Annotated in this window: 15 protein-coding genes, 1 pseudogene and 1 riboswitch; of the genes and pseudogenes, 10 read left to right on the top strand and 6 right to left on the bottom strand. The window is 71.2% G+C overall.

The window, feature by feature from the left end; genetic code table 11:
* Nucleotides 1–175: 175 nt before the first annotated feature.
* Nucleotides 176–1,198: a terpene cyclase gene (locus LRD69_RS03580; RefSeq protein ID WP_277325088.1), complete on the bottom strand. Its 1,023-nt coding sequence runs from the start codon at nt 1,196–1,198 to the stop codon at nt 176–178.
* Between the two features lie 306 nt (nt 1,199–1,504).
* Here LRD69_RS03580 and LRD69_RS03575 point away from each other — a divergent pair, with 306 nt between their 5' ends.
* Complete coding sequence (locus tag LRD69_RS03575; RefSeq protein WP_277325087.1) at nt 1,505–2,971, top strand: GuaB1 family IMP dehydrogenase-related protein; 1,467 nt, start codon at nt 1,505–1,507, stop codon at nt 2,969–2,971.
* Between the two features lie 446 nt (nt 2,972–3,417).
* Here LRD69_RS03575 and LRD69_RS03570 read toward each other — a convergent pair whose 3' ends face one another.
* On the bottom strand, nt 3,418–4,479 hold the full coding sequence (locus LRD69_RS03570) for a GDSL-type esterase/lipase family protein (protein ID WP_277325086.1): 1,062 nt from the start codon (nt 4,477–4,479) through the stop codon (nt 3,418–3,420).
* Nucleotides 4,480–4,635: 156 nt separating this feature from the next.
* Here LRD69_RS03570 and LRD69_RS03565 point away from each other — a divergent pair, with 156 nt between their 5' ends.
* The 3 genes from LRD69_RS03565 (at nt 4,636) to LRD69_RS03555 (ending at nt 7,945) form a co-directional block, all read left to right on the top strand.
* Nucleotides 4,636–5,091: an Lrp/AsnC family transcriptional regulator gene (locus tag LRD69_RS03565; RefSeq protein ID WP_277325085.1), complete on the top strand. Its 456-nt coding sequence runs from the start codon at nt 4,636–4,638 to the stop codon at nt 5,089–5,091.
* Between the two features lie 290 nt (nt 5,092–5,381).
* Nucleotides 5,382–6,179 (top strand): carbon-nitrogen hydrolase family protein, encoded by a 798-nt coding sequence (locus tag LRD69_RS03560; RefSeq protein ID WP_277325084.1) that lies wholly within the window; start codon nt 5,382–5,384, stop codon nt 6,177–6,179.
* 59 nt (nt 6,180–6,238) lie between these two features.
* Nucleotides 6,239–7,945: an NAD(P)/FAD-dependent oxidoreductase gene (locus LRD69_RS03555; protein ID WP_277325083.1), complete on the top strand. Its 1,707-nt coding sequence runs from the start codon at nt 6,239–6,241 to the stop codon at nt 7,943–7,945.
* A gap of 58 nt (nt 7,946–8,003) precedes the next feature.
* On the opposite strand, the gene LRD69_RS03550 is transcribed toward LRD69_RS03555, so the two are convergent.
* The 3 genes and pseudogenes from LRD69_RS03550 to LRD69_RS03540 form a co-directional block, all read right to left on the bottom strand.
* Nucleotides 8,004–8,723, bottom strand: a complete 720-nt coding sequence (locus LRD69_RS03550) for a DUF5995 family protein (protein ID WP_277325082.1) — start codon at nt 8,721–8,723, stop codon at nt 8,004–8,006.
* 148 nt (nt 8,724–8,871) lie between these two features.
* Nucleotides 8,872–10,257, bottom strand: a complete 1,386-nt coding sequence (locus LRD69_RS03545; protein WP_277325081.1) for a solute carrier family 23 protein — start codon at nt 10,255–10,257, stop codon at nt 8,872–8,874.
* A gap of 185 nt (nt 10,258–10,442) precedes the next feature.
* A pseudogene (locus LRD69_RS03540) lies at nt 10,443–10,601 on the bottom strand (nitrate reductase); the annotation flags it as partial.
* Between the two features lie 266 nt (nt 10,602–10,867).
* On the opposite strand from LRD69_RS03540, the gene LRD69_RS03535 reads away from it, so the two are divergent.
* On the top strand, nt 10,868–12,163 hold the full coding sequence (locus LRD69_RS03535) for an alginate lyase family protein (protein ID WP_277325080.1): 1,296 nt from the start codon (nt 10,868–10,870) through the stop codon (nt 12,161–12,163).
* Nucleotides 12,164–12,213: 50 nt separating this feature from the next.
* On the opposite strand, the gene LRD69_RS03530 is transcribed toward LRD69_RS03535, so the two are convergent.
* A complete protein-coding gene (locus LRD69_RS03530) occupies nt 12,214–13,443 on the bottom strand; it encodes an MFS transporter (protein WP_277325079.1) in 1,230 nt (409 codons plus the stop codon).
* Nucleotides 13,444–13,591: 148 nt separating this feature from the next.
* Between LRD69_RS03530 and LRD69_RS03525 the strand changes: the two genes are divergently transcribed.
* The 5 genes from LRD69_RS03525 to LRD69_RS03505 all read left to right on the top strand — a co-directional run bounded on the left by LRD69_RS03525 (nt 13,592) and on the right by LRD69_RS03505 (nt 19,054).
* Complete coding sequence (locus tag LRD69_RS03525) at nt 13,592–14,782, top strand: ROK family transcriptional regulator (RefSeq protein WP_277325078.1); 1,191 nt, start codon at nt 13,592–13,594, stop codon at nt 14,780–14,782.
* A 345-nt stretch (nt 14,783–15,127) separates the two neighbouring features.
* A riboswitch (FMN riboswitch) is annotated at nt 15,128–15,258 on the top strand.
* Nucleotides 15,259–15,417: 159 nt separating this feature from the next.
* Complete coding sequence (ribD, locus tag LRD69_RS03520; protein ID WP_277325077.1) at nt 15,418–16,518, top strand: bifunctional diaminohydroxyphosphoribosylaminopyrimidine deaminase/5-amino-6-(5-phosphoribosylamino)uracil reductase RibD; 1,101 nt, start codon at nt 15,418–15,420, stop codon at nt 16,516–16,518.
* The gene (locus tag LRD69_RS03515; RefSeq protein ID WP_277325076.1) at nt 16,519–17,127 is read left to right on the top strand and encodes a riboflavin synthase; all 609 of its coding nucleotides are present in this window, start codon (nt 16,519–16,521) and stop codon (nt 17,125–17,127) included.
* On the top strand, nt 17,124–17,768 hold the full coding sequence (locus tag LRD69_RS03510) for a nicotinamide mononucleotide transporter family protein (protein WP_277325075.1): 645 nt from the start codon (nt 17,124–17,126) through the stop codon (nt 17,766–17,768). Before LRD69_RS03515 ends, LRD69_RS03510 begins: the two co-directional genes overlap by 4 nt.
* Entirely contained in the window at nt 17,765–19,054 is a 1,290-nt protein-coding gene (locus tag LRD69_RS03505; RefSeq protein WP_277325074.1) for a bifunctional 3,4-dihydroxy-2-butanone-4-phosphate synthase/GTP cyclohydrolase II, read from the top strand. The genes LRD69_RS03510 and LRD69_RS03505 overlap by 4 nt, the downstream gene beginning before the upstream one ends.
* The last annotated feature ends 12 nt before the right edge of the window (nt 19,055–19,066 follow it).

Here is a 19,066-nt window from a genome sequence, read left to right as displayed (position 1 = left end):
CCGGGGCGGGTGGCCGGTGTGGCGCTCAGCCGGCCGGTCGCCGGTGCGGGGGCTGAACGGGGCGCGGGGGTGGTGCCCCGAATGCTGCCGCGCGCCCGCTGCTGCGTCTGCGACCGCCGGCCGGACCGGTTCGGCGCGCTCCCGGCCCGCGACCGGGCGCGCCTGCGCTCCCGGGTCAGTTCTGCCGCAGGCCCAGGACCGTCGGCTCCAGGTACTGCTGCGGCTCCTTGTACTGGCTCACGTCCGCCGGGTTGTACCGCGGGGTCTGCCGGGACCAGTCCAGATTGCCGCGCATCCAGCTGCGCATCCCGTCCAGATACGGGACGAGCATCCCGGACAGCAGCGGATAGGCCGCGATCAGTTCGGACTCGGCCTGCAGGAAGCGCTCCGTCTCGGTGGCGATCTCCGCACAGACATGGTCGAGCGCCTGCTGCTTGCCGTATCCGCGGTGGTGTCGGACCAGATGGACGAGGTTGTGGATCTCGCCGAGGACCTGCTCCTTCTCGTACGAGTACACGTCGTTGGCCCAGCACACGACATTGCACGAGGCTTCCAGCGCGACGATGAACCGGGGATCGTTGTGTATCGACTCGGGCGCCTCGATGCCGGCGACGATCTCGATGAGGTCCATGCAGACGTGTATGGCGCCGGTGTGCCGCCGCTTGGTGATGTACGCCTCCTCGGACGGCACGACACCGTTGGCCCGGTTCCCCGCCTCCCAGGTCGTGGCCGTGGTGAGGTACGTGATCAGGTGCCAGGCGAACCGGCGCAGCCAGTGCGCGGCCGCGTTCGGCGTCGTGCGTTCCCACAGGTCGGCCAGGGCGACCACGGCGGCCGGCAGCTCCTCCTTCGGCAGCGGTCCGGTGCCGGCGCCCTCGACCACGGCCCGCATCAGCGCGACCACGTCGCGCACCCGGTCCGGGCTGCGGCCGAGGTGCCCGTCGTCCAGCTGGTCGTCGACGAGAAAGAGCCAGACGAACCAGTCGGCGACGAGATCGAGATTCTCGGCGTTCGCGGACGGATAGACCATGCCGACGAACGCGCCGAAGTCGGCTTGCTCGAAGCGTTCCCTAGCTGAATCCCTGTGTACCAGACCCGTGCTGCGCGTCCAGTCGTCGAGATGCGCACGGGTGTGGGCCACGTGCGGATTCGTCCGCTGGGGGAACGGGCAGTAGATGTCCGGCAGTTGGCTCTCCACGGGCGGCTCTGGATCCTCTCCGGTCGTACGTGGGACGGAAGTTGGGGCCGTACCGCCTGTTCCTCGGGGCGTGGTGGTGACCCGTGGGACCTGCGGGTTTGAAGCTACCTGAGCCCCTGTCATCAGGTCCAGGGAAGATGATCACGAATGGTTGAAAGCTGCTCGGGTAGGGTCTGTGGGCAAGGCAGGTTCCACTTGCCCGGGACTCCCCGCACGCCGTCCTCGTAGGAATGTACGAACGTGGGAGTCGTTTACTGTGTCTTCGAGGCAGCGACCTGCGCGGATTCGTATGAAAAAATGAGACTTATGCGTTTTCTTGAGCCCGGCACCGGTCGTCACACAGAGTCCCCCTCGGTCCCGTACGACCTCACGTACGACGATGTCTTCATGGTTCCGGGCCGCTCAGCGGTCGGTTCCCGCCAAGGGGTCGACCTCTCCTCTCCCGACGGCAGCGGCACGACCATCCCGCTCGTCGTCGCCAACATGACGGCGATCGCGGGCCGCCGAATGGCTGAAACGATGGCCCGCCGCGGCGGTCTGGTCGTCATCCCGCAGGACATCCCGATCGACGTCGTCACCGACGTCGTCTCCTGGGTCAAGACGCGCCATCTCGTGCTCGACACGCCGATCGTGCTGGCCCCGGGTCAGACCGTCGCCGACGCCCTGTCCCTGCTGCCGAAGCGTGCGCACGGCGCCGGCGTCGTCGTCGACGAGGAGCAGCGGCCCGTCGGCGTCGTCACCGACCACGACCTGACCGGCGTCGACCGCTTCACGCAGCTCTCCGAGGTCATGTCCAGGGACCTGGTGCTGCTCGACGCGGACATCGATCCGCGCGACGCGTTCAACAAGCTCGACGAAGCCAACCGCAAGCTCGCCCCCGCGGTCGACGCGGACGGCCGGCTCGTCGGCATCCTCACCCGCAAGGCCGCCCTGCGTGCCACGCTCTACACTCCGGCCACCGACGCCGAGGGCAGGCTGCGGATCGCCGCCGCTGTCGGCATCAACGGCGATGTCGCGGGCAAGGCCAAGCAACTCCTCGACGCGGGCGTCGACACCCTCGTCGTGGACACCGCGCACGGCCACCAGGAGTCCATGATCAGCGCGGTCCGCGCGGTCCGGGCGCTCGACCCGCAGGTGCCGATCGTCGCGGGCAACATCGTCGCCGCCGAGGGCGTACGCGACCTCATCGAGGCCGGCGCGGACATCATCAAGGTCGGTGTCGGACCCGGCGCCATGTGCACCACCCGGATGATGACCGGTGTCGGCCGGCCCCAGTTCTCGGCGGTGCTGGAGTGCGCCGCCGAGGCGAAGAAGTACGGCAAGCACGTCTGGGCGGACGGCGGCGTCCGCCACCCGCGCGACGTCGCCATGGCGCTCGCCGCGGGTGCCTCCAACGTGATGATCGGCTCCTGGTTCGCCGGCACGTACGAGTCGCCGGGCGACCTCCAGCAGGACGCCGACGGCCGCTTCTACAAGGAGTCGTTCGGCATGGCGTCCGCGCGCGCCGTGAAGAACCGTACGTCGGACGAGTCGGCGTACGACCGGGCCCGCAAGGCGCTCTTCGAGGAGGGCATCTCCACCTCCCGGATGTTCCTGGACCCGGCCCGCCCCGGCGTCGAGGACCTGATCGACTCGATCATCGCGGGCGTCCGTTCCTCCTGCACCTACGCCGGTGCGGCGTCCCTGGAGGAGTTCGCCGAGAAGGCAGTCGTCGGCGTGCAGAGCGCCGCCGGTTACGCCGAGGGCAAGCCGCTGCACGCCAGCTGGAGCTAGGGCCTTTCGTTCGGATCATGCTGGGCTCGCGGGGTCGGGCACACACATCTGCCGCGTTGTCGTCGGTCCCCGACGCTCCGCGTCGGCTCCTTCCTCCGCCTTGCAGCTGCACGCACCCGACCCCGCTCCCGGATCCAGCCTGAGCCGAACGAAAGGCCCTGGGGCCCCTCGTTCGGATCATGCTGGGCTCGCGGGGTCGGGCACGCACATCTGCCGCGTTGCCGTCGGTTTTCTCCAAGCTCGCGGCTTCGCTCGGGCAGGGGAGACCCATGCGCTCCGCGTGGGCTCCGTCCTCCGCCTTGCAGCTGCACGCACCGCGCAGACATCAGCCGCTCCGCTGCGGGCCGCTCCCTGATCCAGCCTGATCCGAACGAGAGACCCCAAGGCCCGTCCCGCGCTCCCGGCGGGCGCTCGACGACGCCCGCGGCACCTCGCTGCGTCGTCCCTCAGGGGCTGCCGCTTCGAGGGCCACGTCCGGGACGCTGTTGCGGCCCGGACGACGTCTTCGGCGACCGGAGGCCGGGCGCGCGTACGAACGGGGCGAGTGCCTCGGTGACGGCTGCCGCCAGACGGGCATGCCCCGCGTCGTCGGGGTGGAGGCCGTCCGCAAGGTGCTCCGGCCCCAGTACATCCCGTCCCGGCAGCACCGACAGCCGCGAGTCGCCCGCCCGGACGAGGCTCGCCCCCGCCCGCTCCAGGGCCGTCCGCAACTCGGACAGCGTGGCCCCGAGGGCATTCGGGGTGTCCTCGGCGTCAGGGCACAGCAGCGGCGACACGAGCAGCAACGGCGTCCCGGGGTGGCCCACGCGCACCAGGGCGACGAACGCGCGCACCGTCTCGTACAGCAGCGGCGCCGAGAACGGCACCCGCGACCAGCAGTTCGTACCGAACGCCAGGGTCAGCGCATCGGCCGGAAGCGCCGCGATCTGCTGGGCGACGCACAGCTCCCCGCGCGCCGACCCCGCGTATCCCAGATTGACCGGGTCCAGTCCGAGCGCCCGGCCGGCCACCGCGGGCCAGGCGTGGGCGGGGCGCGTCGACCACCAGCCCTCGGTGATCGAGTCGCCGTGCACCACCCACCGCGGCCGCGCCGGTGCGGGCAGCAGACAGCCGCCCACCGCCCGCACACCGAGAATCAGCGGGGACTGCCCCTGCGGCGGATGAACGGTGAACGGGCCTTCCCCGGAGGGGAGTCCGATCATCACGACCGCCTCCTCGGCCGGCTCCGCGCAGACCTCCGCGAGGCACCGGTCGCCCCGCCAGAGTGCGAAGACGTCCGCCGGACCGTTCAGCGCATGCCCCGGGTCCGGCACCGTCGCGCGGTAGCGGATCTCCACCGCACGCGCGCCGGGCGCCAGGAACTCCAGTCGCACCCCGACGGGCAGCAGCGCCCGCTCGCCGGTGTCCCACGGCAGCCGCGCCCGGTCAGCCGGGTCGGCCCGCACCACGCGTACACCGTCCCGCCAGGCCACACCGCGCAGAAAGGGGTCGGGATCGAGCCAGGTCATCGTGTCTCCGTTCGGCAGGGATGCGCCCTGCACCCCTACCCCGCTGCGCCGCACCGGCGTCCCTGCGGCCCCGTCCGCCACCACGTGTTCTACTTCGGGTGCGGCACGGCGCTGCCGCCGCCCCGGAGCCCCTCGCAGAGAAGTGATCCACCCGAAGTGCGACTGAACGATCTCGACGAACGCATCGTCCACGCCCTCGCCGAGGACGCCCGCCGCTCCTACGCCGACATCGGCGCGATCATCGGCCTGTCCGCGCCCGCGGTGAAACGCCGCGTCGACCGGCTGCGGGCGGAGGGGGCCATCACAGGCTTCACCGTGCGGGTGGACCCGGCGGCACTCGGCTGGGAGACCGAAGGGTTCATCGAGATCTACTGCAGCCGCAACACCTCACCGGAGGCGATCAAGAGCGGTCTCGCGCGCTATCCGGAGATCGCGTCGGCCTCCACGGTCACCGGGGATGCCGACGCGATCGTCCAGGTCTTCGCCGCCGACATGCGCCACTTCGAGCAGGTGCTGGAGCGGATCGCGGGCGAGCCCTATGTGGAGCGCACCAAGTCGGTGCTGGTGCTCTCACCGCTGCTGCGGCGTTACTCCCCGGGGACGCCGGGCTGATCCGCCGGCTCCCGGCAGGGCCACGGCCGCCCGGCGGCCGCCGGGGGCTCCCGCCCGCTCGGCGCCGGCCCTCCTCGCCTCGCACCGCGCGCTCCGGACCACCCTTCGGCACGAGACCGAAATCACCCCTCTGACCTGCAACGACGCTCCGCGCAACGAATCACCGCCGGACCGGTGAATCGCGCAATGGATCGACGGTCGGCGCGCAACGCTCGTGCCTTGTCCGGCCGGTTTCCCGGCCCTTACCGTCTATACGTCCCCGCCCCGCCCGCACCCGCCCGAGGTCTGCCATGCCGTCGTTGCGCACCGCCCTGCTCCAGAGCTCCGGACGTCCGGGCTCGGTGGCCGAGAACATCAAGGTGCTCGACGAGGCCGCCGCCCGCGCGGCAGCCGCCGGGGCCGGGCTGCTGGTCTGCCCCGAACTGTTCCTCACCGGCTACGCCATCGGTGACGACGTACCCCGGCTGGCCGAGACCGCCGACGGCCCGTCCGCGCGGACCGTCGCCGACATCGCCGTACGGCACGGGCTGGCGGTCCTGTACGGCTACCCGGAGCGTGAGGGAGAACTGATCTTCAACGCGGCGCAGCTGATCGGCCCGGACGGCACCCGGCTCGCCGACTACCGCAAGACCCACCTCTTCGGCTGCTTCGAGCAGCAGTGGTTCACCCCGGGCGACCAGCCCGTCGTCCAGGCCGAACTGGACGGCGTGCGCATCGGGATCATGATCTGTTACGACGTCGAGTTCCCGGAGAACGTACGGGCGCACGCCCTTGCCGGCACCGACCTGCTGCTCGTGCCGACTGCGCAGATGCACCCCTTCCAGTTCGTACCCGAGTCCGTCGTGCCGGTCCGCGCCTTCGAGAGCCAGATGTATGTCGCGTACGTCAACAGGACAGGCCCGGAAGGCGAGTTCGAGTTCGTCGGGCTGAGCTGTCTGGCCGGCCCCGACGGCACCGTCCGGACCCGCGCCGGACGTGGCGAGGAGCTCGTCGTCGGCGACGTCGACCCGGAGTTCCTGAGCGCGTGCCGCGCCGCCAACCCGTATCTGCGCGACCGCCGCCCCGGTCTGTACGGCTCCCTCGTCTGAAGCCCGCGCCCCTTCCGCTTCCTCTCACCCGTGTTTCCCGTGCAAGGAGTCCGTACCCCATGACGTCCACGGTGCCCAACGCCGTCCAGCACACCGACGCGCAGCCGCCGATCACCATGTTCGGACCGGACTTCCCCTATGCGTACGACGACTTCCTGGCCCACCCGGCGGGGCTCGGCCAGATACCGGCGACCGAGCACGGGGCCGAGGTGGCCGTCATCGGCGGCGGGCTCTCCGGCATCGTGGCCGCGTACGAACTGATGAAGATGGGCCTGAAGCCCGTCGTCTACGAGGCGGACCAGATCGGCGGGCGGCTGCGCACCGTCGGCTTCGACGGCTGCGACCCCTCACTGACCGCCGAGATGGGCGCGATGCGCTTCCCGCCGTCGTCCACGGCGCTGCAGCACTACATCGACCTGGTGGACCTGGAGACCAGGCCGTTCCCCAACCCGTTGTCCCCCGCCACCCCGTCCACCGTCGTCGACCTCAAGGGCGAGTCGCACTACGCGGAGACCATCGACGATCTGCCGCAGGTCTACCGCGATGTGATGAACGCCTGGAATGCCTGTCTCGACGAGGGCGCCGACTTCTCCGACATGAACCGTGCGATGCGCGAGCGCGACGTCCCGCGGATCCGGGAGATCTGGTCGAAGCTCGTCGAGAAGCTCGACAACCAGACCTTCTACGGCTTCCTCTGCGCCTCCGACGCCTTCAAGTCGTTCCGGCACCGTGAGATCTTCGGCCAGGTCGGCTTCGGCACCGGCGGCTGGGACACCGACTTCCCCAACTCCATCCTGGAGATCCTGCGGGTCGTCTACACCGAGGCCGACGACCACCACCGCGGCATCGTCGGCGGCAGCCAGCAGCTCCCGCTGCGCCTCTGGGAGCGCGAGCCGCAGAAGATCGTGCACTGGCCGCTCGGCACGTCGCTGTCCTCGCTGCACGACGGCGAGCCCCGCCCCGCCGTGACCCGGCTGCACCGCACCGCCGGGAACCGGATCACCGTCACCGACTCCACCGGCGACATCCGTACCTTCCGGGCGGCGATCTTCACCGGCCAGTCCTGGCTGCTGCTCTCCAAGATCGACTGCGATGACGCGCTGTTCCCCATCGACCACTGGACGGCGATGGAGCGCACCCACTACATGGAGTCGTCCAAGCTGTTCGTCCCCGTCGACCGGCCGTTCTGGCTGGACAAGGCCGTCGACGGCAGCGGAGTTCCCACCGGGCGCGACGTCATGTCGATGACGCTCACCGACCGGATGACCCGGGGCACGTACCTCCTCGACGACGGACCCGACAAGCCGGCCGTCATCTGTCTCTCGTACACCTGGTGCGACGACAGCCTGAAGTGGCTGCCGCTCTCCCCCAACGAGCGCATGGAGGTCATGCTGAAGTCGCTCGGCGAGATCTACCCGAACGTCGACATCAGGAAGCACATCATCGGCAACCCGGTCACGGTCTCCTGGGAGAACGAGCCCTACTTCATGGGGGCGTTCAAGGCCAACCTGCCGGGCCACTACCGCTACCAGCGGCGGCTGTTCACCCACTTCATGCAGGACCGGCTGCCCGCCGACAAGCGTGGGCTGTTCCTCGCGGGCGACGACATCTCCTGGACGGCCGGCTGGGCCGAGGGCGCCGTGCAGACCGCGCTCAACGCCGTCTGGGGCGTGATGACGCAGTTCGGCGGCGCCACGGATGCGACCAACCCCGGCCCCGGCGATGTCTTCGACGACATCGCCCCGGTCGAACTTCCGGAGGACTGAGCGGGGGCCGCGCGGGCCGGGGGAGCGCCCGTGCCGTGCCCTCCGGCGCGGGCGGGCGTCAGCGCCAGGGAGTGAGCAGGCAGCGCCCCACCAGGCCGGCGCCCGCGTCCATCCGCTGGCGGAACTCCTCGGCGAGCAGCGGGAGATCACGCAGCCGCCACAGCACCCGGGCCGCCGACCAGGCCGCCTCGCGGGCCCGCTCCAGACTCCACGAGCCCAGCAGATGGGTGAGCGGATCCGCGACCTCCAGCAGATCGGGGCCCGGCATCAGATCCTCGCGGATCTGCTCCTCCAGCAGTACGAGGAGATCGCCGACCTGGTCGAACTCCTCCTCCAGGTCCGGCGGAGCGCACTGCAGCGCACGGCAGGTGTCCACGACGGCGAGGGCCAGATCGTGCCCGATGTGCGCGTTGATGCCCGCCAGCGCGAACTGCAGCGGCCGTACGCCGGGATGGCGCCGGTACTGGAACAGGGGACGCCAGCAGTCGGGCGGCCGGTGCCCCGCCGCCGCGGCGTCGACGGCCGCCAGGTAACGCTCGGCGAACCGCAGATCCAGGGCGGCGGCGGCCCGCCGGTCCTGGAACACGCCGGCGCCGATCTGCCGTTCGATGGTCTCGGTGACCGTCAGATAGACGTGGTTGAAGACCGCCACCCCGTCCGTCGGCGGCCAGTCCGACCGGAAGCCACGCATCCGCGCGATGACCGCGGCGACATCGGACGGAGCCGCGACGGGACCGGACCGGTCCGCGAACTGCTCCCACTGCTTGAACTGCACCATGGGGGCAGCGTCCCAGCCGTGGACCCGCCACGGCGCCGACGGGCCGCGGGTTCATCGGAACGGGCGAACGCCGGCAGAGCCATCGGTGCCCCGAGGGCCGGCCCCCGGGGCGTTCCTGCCCTCTGCGGCTCACCGGCGACGCCCGCGATCACGATCCGTCCGGAAAGCCTCGGTCGTACCCCGGATTGCCCGGTTCGAGGAGTGGGGGCTCGTGCGTCATGTGGGCGGGAGCCATGATGCGCAGGGCGTGGTACCCGATGACGACGATCAGCGTTCCCAACGCGATACCGCTGAGCTGGAAGTTGTCCGTGACGGTCAGGCTCACATTGCCGATGCCGATGATGAGCCCCGCAGCCACCGGCACCAGGTGCAGGGGGTTGGAGAGGTCGACGCGGGAACGAACCCAGATCTGGGCACCCAGCAGGCCGATCATGCCGTAGAGGATGACCGTGATTCCGCCGAGGACGCCGCCGGGAATGGCGGCCACGACGGCACCGAACTTGGGGCAGAGCCCGAACAGGATCGCGAAGCCGGCGGCGCACCAGTAGGCGGCGGTCGAGTAGACACGCGTGGCGGCCATGACGCCGATGTTCTCGGCGTACGTGGTCGTGGCAGGGCCGCCCACGGCGGTCGAGACCACGGTCGCCGCACCGTCGGCCATGATCGCCGTACCGAGCCTGTCGTCCAGTGGGTCGCCGGTCATCTCGCCGACGGCCTTGACGTGTCCGGCGTTCTCGGCGATGAGGGCGATGACGACGGGCAGGGCGACCAGAACAGCGGAAAAGGAGAAGCTCGGGGCATGGAAGGTCGGAAGGCCGATCCAGTCCGCCTGGGACACGCCCGAGAGGTCGAGGCGCCAGTGGTCGACCGACTCGGTACCGCCCGCGGGGGAGTGGATCTTACCGAAAGCGCGGTCGAAGACCCACGAGACGGCATACCCGAAGGCCAGCCCGAGGAAGATCGCGATACGGGACCAGAAGCCGCGCAGCACAACAAGGGCGAAACCCGTGAACAGCATGGTCAGAAGAGCTGTCCACTGATCCTGGGGCCAATACGTACCCGCGGTGACCGGAGCCAGGTTGAAACCGATCAGCATGACCACCGCACCCGTGACCACCGGAGGCAGTGCGGCATGGATGACGCGGGCCCCGAGAGCGCGGACGACCGCCCCGCACAGGAGAAGGACCGCGCCCACGACCAGCAGCGCGCCCGTGAGAGTCGCCGCGTCGCCGCCCTGTGTCTTGATGACGGCGGCGACACCGATGAACGACAGGCTGCTGCCCAGGTAGCTCGGGATGTGGCCCCGGGTGATCAGCAGGAAGAGAATGGTAGCCACGCCGGAGGCCATCACGGCAAGGTTGGGATCGAGACCCATCAGGATGGGGGCGACGAAGCAGGCTCCGATCATGGACACCACATGCTGCGCGCCGAGACCGACGGTGCGCCCCCAGGTGAGTCGTTCGTCCGGTCGTACGACCTCGCCCGGTGCGAGGCTCTTGCCGTCGCCGTGCAGCTTCCAGCCGAAGCCCGCCATGGTCTTGCTCCTTGATGTGTTGCTGGGGTGGTGCTGAGACCCGCCGGCTGGACCGGGGGCTCGACGACTAGCGGACCATGCGGTTCAGGCGCATGCCGACAGGACTGGCCGTGAGGGTGGGGATTCGGCCTGCGTCGTCGTGGTCTGCGGGGGAGCGCCGGTCTTCGCGCTCGTGATGGGTCCTACGGGGCGACGGACGACGCGTCGAACATCGCGACCACGTGCTGGGCGCCGAGCCCGAACGTCCGGGGCCGGGAGAGCCGCTCGTCGGTCCGGACCAAGGCCCCCGGTGCGGGGGTCTTTCCGTCGCCGTGCAAGGTCCAGCGCACGCCGAGGCCGCCCATGGTCGCTCCCTGTGTGTCCGTGTGTGGGTCCGTGCGGTGCCCGGTGCCGTGTACGTACGGCCCGGCGCCACCGCGGAGAAGATCAGCGCCATGTTAATGCCGCGGCGGTGCCGGCCCATGTCCGGGCTACGTCGCGCGAGCCCCGCCCGTGAATCCCATCCATGAATCCTGCGCGAAGCATTGTCACTCCGAACAGGCAGCTCTACGCTCGCACGGCCTTGTCCATGAACATCATTCATATATCTGATTCATGAGGGGAGTGCTCGATGAGTGGAACACCTCGTCGGCGTCTCGGAGCCCTGTTCACCGCCGCGGTCGCCCTGACCGCCGTACTGGTGCCGGCCGCCTCCTCCGCGGCCGCCACCGCCCACGGTCACCGCCCGCCGCCCCGGGTGCCGAGGACCGTGGTCATCGACGGCCACCGCATTCAGCAGGCGAAACTCCGGCTCGACCACGGCGACCCGGCTCTGCGCACGGCCGTCGACGCGCTGACCGTGAAGGCGGACAGCTGGCTGGACCAGGGCCCCTGGACGGTCGTGGACAAGCCGAAACCCGCGCCGGGCGGGGACCCGCACGACTATCTGAGCCAGGCCCCGTACTGGTGGCCCTCCCAGCCGAGGACCGCGGAGAACCCGTGGGGATGCCCGTACGTCCAGCGCGACGGCGTACGCAACCCCGAGGTCGACACCGGCACCGACCGCCCCGACATCGGCAAGGTCTTCAACTCGGTCACCACGCTCAGCCTCGCCTGGTACTACACGGGCAGGAAGCAGTACGCCGAGCACGCCTCCGACATCCTGCGCACCTGGTTCCTCGACCCGGCGACCCGGATGAACCCCAACCTCGACCACGGCCAGTTCATCCCCTGCAAGTACGACGGCCGGGCCATCGGCATCATCGACTTCTCGCAGCAGTACACCTCGGTCCTGGACGCCATCGCCCTCCTGGACACCGGTGCGCCCGGCTGGTCGAAGAGCGACCGGGCCGGCATGCGGACCTGGAACACCTCGTTCCTGGACTGGCTGGTGAACTCCGACTTCGGCAAGCAGGAGTCGGCCGCCCAGAACAACCACGGCACGTTCCAGGACATGCAGATCGCCGGACTCGCCCTCGCCACCGGCGACGAGGCCCTCGCCCGCAAGGTCGTCCTCGACGCGCGTGCGCTGCGGATCGACCCGCAGATCGCCGGTGACGGCACCCAGCCGCAGGAACTGGCGCGGACCCGCAGCTGGCACTACTCGACCTTCGACCTGGTCGCCTACACCCGGCTCGCCGCGATCGGCAGGCACGTGGGCGTGGACCTGTGGGCGTACGAAGGACCCCACGGCCAGAGCCTGTTCAAGGCGGTCGACTATCTGCTGCCCGCAGCGACCGGGGCGGTCGCCTGGCCGCACCCGGAGCTGGAGTTCTACCGGTACGCCGCGAGCGACATCGTGCACGCGGCCGCCGACGCCGGTGACCGGCAGGCCCGGGCCGCCGTACCGCAGCTGGAGACGCCGCCGGGCGGCGACCTCTGGGCGCTGCGGCCCGCAGCCGAGCAGCTCGACTCGATCGCCGGCTGAAAGCCCGCGGGCGGGGCCCCACCGGGGGTCCCGCCCGCGGAACGAGCCCGTCAGGCCCGGGGCTCGGCCGCTGCCGTGTCCGGCGCGCCGACGTCCTTCACCGCGACCCGGCGGTCGCCCGCCCGCAGCACCCCGGCCCCGAGTACCAGACCGAACGCCAGCACCGTCACCAGGCCGAACGACGCGACCAGTGAGGTCGCCTCGGCGAGCGAACCGATCGCCGAGGGCGCGATCAACCCTGAGGTGTAGGTGATGGTGGCGACACCCGCGATGGCCTGGCTCGGGTTCGGCCCGCTGCGCCCGGCCGCCGCGAAGGCGAGCGGGACGACCACGGCGACACCGAGGCCCAGCAGCGCGAAGCCGCACAGCGCCACCGTCGGCCCCGGCGCGACGACCACCAGCACCCCGCCGACGGTCGCCAGTACGCCGCCCACCCGTACGGTCCTGACCGCACCGAAGCGGTCGACGACCTTGTCCCCGGCGATCCGGGCCACCGCCATCGTCAGCGCGAACGCTGTCGTGGAGGCGGCCGCGAGCCCCGCGGAACTGTCCATGATGTCCCGGAGGTAGACCGCCGACCAGTCCAGGCTGGCGCCTTCGGCGAACACCGCGCAGAACCCGACTGCGCCGATGACCAGCGCCGACCTGGGGGGCAGGGTGAACCGCGGCGGCGGCTCCTGGTCCGGTTCGCTGCGCAGGTCCAGTACGCCCTGGCAGGCGACCAGACCGAGCGTGGTGAGTACGAGAGCGGCGACGACGTGGTGCAGCCGGGCGTCGGTGCCGGTATGGGCGGCCACGGTGCCCGCCGCCGAACCGATCAGGGCGCCCGCGCTCCACATGCCGTGCAGTCCGGACATGATCGACTTGTCGAGGCGGTTCTCCACCTCGACGCCGAGGGCGTTCATGGCCACGTCCGACATGCCGGCCGACGCCCCGTAGACGAACAGCGCCGCGCACAGCGTCAGCAGGTTCGGTGCCAGTGAGGGCAGCACCAGTGCAAGCGTCCACAGCGCCAGCAGCCCGCGCAGCGCGGTTCTGGCGCCGAAGCGATGACTGATCGCACCGGCCAGCGGCATGGCGAGCGAGGCGCCGATCGCCGGGAAGGCCAGGGCGATGCCCAGCTGCCCGGCACTGACCCCGGCGTGGTCCTGGATCCAGGGCACGCGGGTGGCGAAGCTGCCGGTCACCGCGCCGTGCACGGTGAAGACCGCGGCGACGGCGAACCTGGCCCGCCTCACCTGCCCCGCGCCGAAGACCGTCTCTGTGGATTCCGTCGTCATGCCGCCGTGCCCTCCCCTGGGAATTCTCGTCGCGGTCTACCTCCGCGCCTGTCGTCACGGTGCGGACAGTAAACTATCAGGAACCCTGCCTGATAAATAGACCGTCAAGGTCTCTCACCGCGCGGCAGTGATCTGGAAGGATCCCGGCATGCCCGCATCACCGAGCACCGCCCGGGCCATCAACGACCGGCTCGCCCTTCGACTGCTCCAGGAGGACGGCCCCCTGACGGCCACCCAGCTCAAGATCCTGACCGGACTCTCCCGCCCCACCGTCGCCGATCTGGTGGAGCGGTTGCAGGGGGCCGGTCTGATCCGGGTGGTCGGCGAGAGCGGCGCCGAGCGGCGCGGCCCCAATGCCCGGCTGTACGGGATAGTCGCCGACCGCGCGCACCTCGCCGGCCTCGACGTACGCACCGACAGCGTCGCGGTCGTCGTCGCCGATCTCCTCGGCGTCACGCTGGCCGAGGCCACCCTGCCGATCGGCAGTGACACCGGCACCGAGGCCGCCGCAGAACAGGCCGCCGCGCTGCTGGAGCGCACCGCGCGCGAGGCGGGCGCCGCGCCGCTGCACAGCGTCGGCATCGGCGCCCCCGGTCTGATCGACCCGGTCACCGGCGAACTCCGCGACACCTCCGGACTGCCCGCCTGGCACCGCCGACTGGTCCGGGTGCTCCAGCACCGGCTGCCGGCGACCGTGCTCGTCGAGAACGAGACCAACCTCGCCGCCGTCGCCGAGCACCGGGCCGGCGCGGCCCGCGGCCGCGACACCTTCGTCCTGCTCTGGCTCGGTCACGGCATCGGCGCAGCGGTCATGCTGGACGGCAGGCTGCGCCGCGGAGCGTCCGGCGGTGCGGGCGAGATCGGCTTCCTGCCCGTACCGGGCGCGATGGGGGTCCCCTCCGCGGTCAGCTGCGACGGCGGGTTCCACTCCTTGGTGGGCTCGGCACCGGTCGTCGAGCTGGCCCTGGAGCACGGCGTCGACGTGCGTGCGCGGATGGGCTCCGGGGAACAGGAGCCGGCCGCCGCGTTCGCCGTGCGGGCGGCCCTGGCGGGGGAGGGGGACAGCGAGGCGTTCCTCTCCGCCCTCGCCGACCGTCTCGCGGTGGGCGCCGCCGCCGTCGCCTCGGTGATCGACCCCGGCTGCGTGGTTCTCGCCGGCGAGGTCGGCCATGCGGGCGGTGAGGCGCTTGCCTCCCGGGTCGAGGAGCGGCTGGCCATGATGTCCCCGCTGTGCACGGAGGTCAGAGCCGGACTGCTGGGCGGCTCCGCCGTGCTCAGGGGCGCGCTGCTCACCGCCCGCGAGGCGGCGCAGGACGAACTGTTCGCCCCGGGCGGCTGAACGGTCCGGCGGGGCCGGCTGCGGCGCTCTCCCCGGGACGGGCGGGCGCCGACCGGGACGGATGCGACGACGCCGGCGCGCAGCCGGTCCGTCACCCACCTGGCGGTCGAGTGTTCCCACGCCGTCGGTCACCGGAATCGTCGTCCTGGGGCCGGCGTGGCGGAAGCGGTGGCTCGGGACCGGATTGCGGGGCGCGCGGACCCACGCAGGGCGGGGCGCCGGCGACCCGGTGCCCTGGGCGGGCGACCGGGCGGGCGCGCGTGCGAGGCCGCCTGTGAGGCACCCCACAGCCGCTCACCCGTTTGGCTCCGGACCGGGCATGGCAGACTGATCCTGTACCAGCAGCAGCGCACTCCGGGGTCGGTGCAATTCCGAACCGGCGGTTACAGTCCGCGACCCGTCCGCATCCAGCGGCCGGTTGACCAGGTGAGATTCCTGGACCGACGGTTAAAGTCCGGATGGGAGGCAGTGCGCGGCGGGCCGTCACAGGTATGCCGCCGTCGGCGGACGCGTTTCCGGATCTCCGGAACAACTGCGTCCGTGTCTTCGGTTTCCGGCGTTCCTCGTTGCGTTCCGCTTCATCTGTCGTCATCGACAGGCCCCGGAGTCCGTGCCAGAAGAGGCAGGAGGACCCGGTGGACACCGCAGCCGACAGCACCGCCATGCGCCGAGCGATCGCGCTCGCCGCCCGCGGACTCGGCTCCACCAGCCCCAACCCGGTCGTCGGCTGTGTGATCCTCGACGCCGATGGACGCCCGGCCGGTGAAGGCTTTCACCAGCGGGCCGGGGGGCCGCACGCCGAGATCCACGCCCTGCGCGCAGCGGGCGAGAAGGCGCGCGGTGGCACCGCCTACGTCACGCTCGAACCCTGCAACCACACCGGTCGGACCGGCCCCTGCGCCCAGGCGCTGATCGAGGCCGGCGTCAGCCGTGTGGTGTACGCGGTCGCCGACCCGAACCCGCAGGCCACCGGGGGCGCGGAGACCCTCCGCGCGGCCGGTGTCAAGGCCGAGCAGGGACTCCTCGCCGACGAGGCAGAGGCCGGCAATGCCGCCTGGCTGACCTCGGTGCGCCTCGGCCGCCCGTACGTCCTGTGGAAGTACGCGGCGACGCTCGACGGCCGGATCGCCGCCGCGGACGCCACCAGCCGCTGGATCACCTCTCCCGAGTCGCGCGCCGACGTCCACCGGCTGCGCGCCGAGGCCGACGCCGTCGTGGTCGGCTCCGGCACCGCCCGTACCGACGACCCCCAGCTCGGTGTACGAGGGGTAGAAGGCGCCGTACAGCCGCTGCGGGTGGTCGTCGACACCGGCGCCGACGCGGTACGCCCGGGTGCCCGCGTTCTCGACGGCACGGCGCCCACCCTGGTCGCGGTCGCCGAGGACGCCGACACCGGCCATCTCCCCGAGGGCACCGTCCTGCGGCTGCCGCGCGCCGCCACAGGCCGCGGCCTGGACATCCCGGCCCTGCTCGCCGCGCTGCACGCACGCGGCGTCCGCTCCGTACTTCTCGAAGGCGGCCCGACCCTGGCCGGGGCCTTCGTCGCGGCGGGAACGGTCGACAAGGTCGTCGGCTATCTCGCCCCCGTGCTCCTCGGCGCCGGCCCCGCGGCCCTCGCCGACGCCGGAATCTCCACCATCGCCCAGGCGTTGCGCCTCGATGTGACCGAGACCGTTCGCATCGGCCCCGATCTGCGCATCACCGCCGTCCCCGGCCCTGCCCGGAAGGGAAACTGAGTGTTCACCGGAATTGTCGAAGAACTGGGTGAGGTCACCGCCGTCGAGAAGCTCGGCGACGCCTCCCGATTCCGCCTGCGCGGTCCCGTCGTCACGGAAGGCGCCAAGCACGGCGACTCGATCGCCGTGAACGGTGTCTGCCTCACGGTCGTCGAGCTCGGTGAGCACGAGTTCACCGCCGATGTGATGGCCGAGACGCTCAACCGCTCCAGCCTCGGCGCGCTGGAGACCGGTTCCAAGGTCAACCTGGAGCGCCCCATGGCGCTCGGCGGCCGGCTCGGCGGGCACATCGTCCAGGGCCACGTCGACGGCACGGGCCGCATCGTCGAGCGCAAGCTCTCCGAGAACTGGGAGCTCGTGAAGATCTCCCTGCCCGCCGACCTGACCCGCTACGTGGTGGAGAAGGGCTCGATCACCGTCGACGGCGTGAGCCTGACCGTCGTCGACGCCGGACCCGACTACTTCACCATCAGCCTGATTCCCACCACCCTCGCCTTGACGACGCTCGGCATCAAGGGGGCCGGTGACCCGGTCAACCTCGAGGTGGACGTCCTCGCGAAGTACGTCGAGCGGCTGCTCGGCGACCGGGGCCGGGAGGACTCCAAGTGAGTGCCTTCGACTGGCTCAACTCCGAGGCCTTCGCCCTCTTCGGCCAGCACATCAAGTGGTCCGACATGATCGGCAACATCATCGGACTGATCGCCCTCGCGCTCGGCTGGCGCCGCTCCCTGTGGACCTGGCCCGCCCAGCTGCTGTCCGGCGTCATCCTGCTGGTCGCCTTCGCCTCCGCCCATCTCTCGGGCAGCGCGGGCAAGCAGCTGGTGGTCATCGTTGTGGCCGCGTGGGGCTGGTGGTCGTGGAACCGCGGCCGGCAGCAGGCCCAGGACGGCTCCGTCGCCGTACGGTTCGCCACCTGGCGCGAGCGCGGCTACCTGGTCGGCGGCGCCGCTCTCGGCACCCTCGCCGTCGGCGGGCTGTTCACCGCCTACCCGTCGCTCTCGTGGGACCCCTGGCCCGACGCGTACATCTTCGTCGGCACCGTCGTCGCGATGTACGCCCAGGCGCGCGGCATGGTCGAGTTCTGGTTTGCCTGGCTGCTCGTCGACCTGGTCGGCGTCCCGCTGAACTTCGCGAACGGCTTCGCGTTCTCCGGCTTCGTCTACGTCATCTACGGCGCCCTCGTCCTGTGGGGCATGCGCGACTGGTGGCTGCGGACGCGGACCCCCGCTCTGGAAGGAGCCCCGGCATGAGTGCCCAGCCCACCTGGTACAGCCACGACGACACCGAGGACCTGTCGCTGGACCCCGTCGAGCAGGCGATCCGTGACATCGCGGCCGGACGCCCCGTGGTCGTCGTCGACGACGAGGACCGGGAGAACGAGGGCGACCTCGTCATCGCGGCAGAGATGGCCACCCCTGAGATCGTCGCCTTCATGATGAGCGAGTGCCGCGGCCTGATCTGCGCACCCATGGAGAACGACGAGCTCGAGCGGCTCGAACTGCCGCAGATGGTCGCGCACAACACCGAGTCGATGCGCACGGCGTTCACCGTCTCGGTCGACGCCTCCGCGGCGCACGGCGTGACCACCGGCATCTCCGCCGCCGACCGGGCCACCACGCTCCGGATGCTGGCGGGCGGTCAGGCGGGCCCCGCCGACTTCGTGCGCCCCGGGCACATCTTCCCGCTGCGCGCCCGGTCCGGCGGCGTGCTCGTCCGCAACGGCCACACCGAGGCCGCCGTCGACCTGGCCCGGCTCGCCGGGCTGCGGCCCGCCGGCGCGATCGTCGAGATCGCCGGCGAGGACGGCGTGATGCTGCGCCTGCCCGAGCTCGTCCCGTTCGCCCGCAAGCACGGCCTCACGATCATCTCGATCGAGGACCTGATCGCGTACCGCCGCTCCTCCGAGCCGACCGTGCGCCGCGAGGCCGAGGTCCGGCTGCCGACGTCGTTCGGTGAGTTCACGGCGTACGGCTACCGCTCCACCGTCGACGGCGTCGAGCATGTCGCGCTCGTCCACGGCGACCTCGGCGACGGCGACGACATTCTCGTCCGGGTCCACTCCGAGTGCCTGACCGGCGACATCTTCCAGTCCCAGCGCTGCGACTGCGGCCCCCAGTTGCACGCATCCATGCAGCGCATCACCGACGAGGGCCGCGGCGTCGTGGTCTATCTGCGTGGCCACGAGGGCCGCGGCATCGGGCTGCTGTCCAAGCTGCGCGCGTACGAACTCCAGGAACGCGGCGTCGACACCCTCGACGCCAACCTGGAGCTCGGCCTGCCCGCCGACGCCCGGGACTACGGGGCCGGCGCCCAGATCCTCAAGGACCTCGGCGTCCACGGCGTCCGGCTGATGACGAACAACCCCGACAAGACCGCCGCGCTCCTGCGGCACGGCCTCGCGATCACCGGACGCGAACCGATGCCCGTCCAGGCCGGCGAGCACAACCTGCGGTACCTGCGCACCAAGCGGGACCGCATGGGACACGACCTGCCCTGGCTCGACGCCGCCTCGGTGTCGACCTGCGGCAACCAGTAACGAGCACGGAAA

Origin of the sequence: Streptomyces sp. JH14 (assembly GCF_029428675.1) — a bacterium.
Taxonomy (GTDB): Bacteria; Actinomycetota; Actinomycetes; order Streptomycetales; family Streptomycetaceae; genus Streptomyces.
Note: the sequence above shows the minus strand (reverse complement) of the source record. Positions and strands in the feature narration are given on the sequence as shown.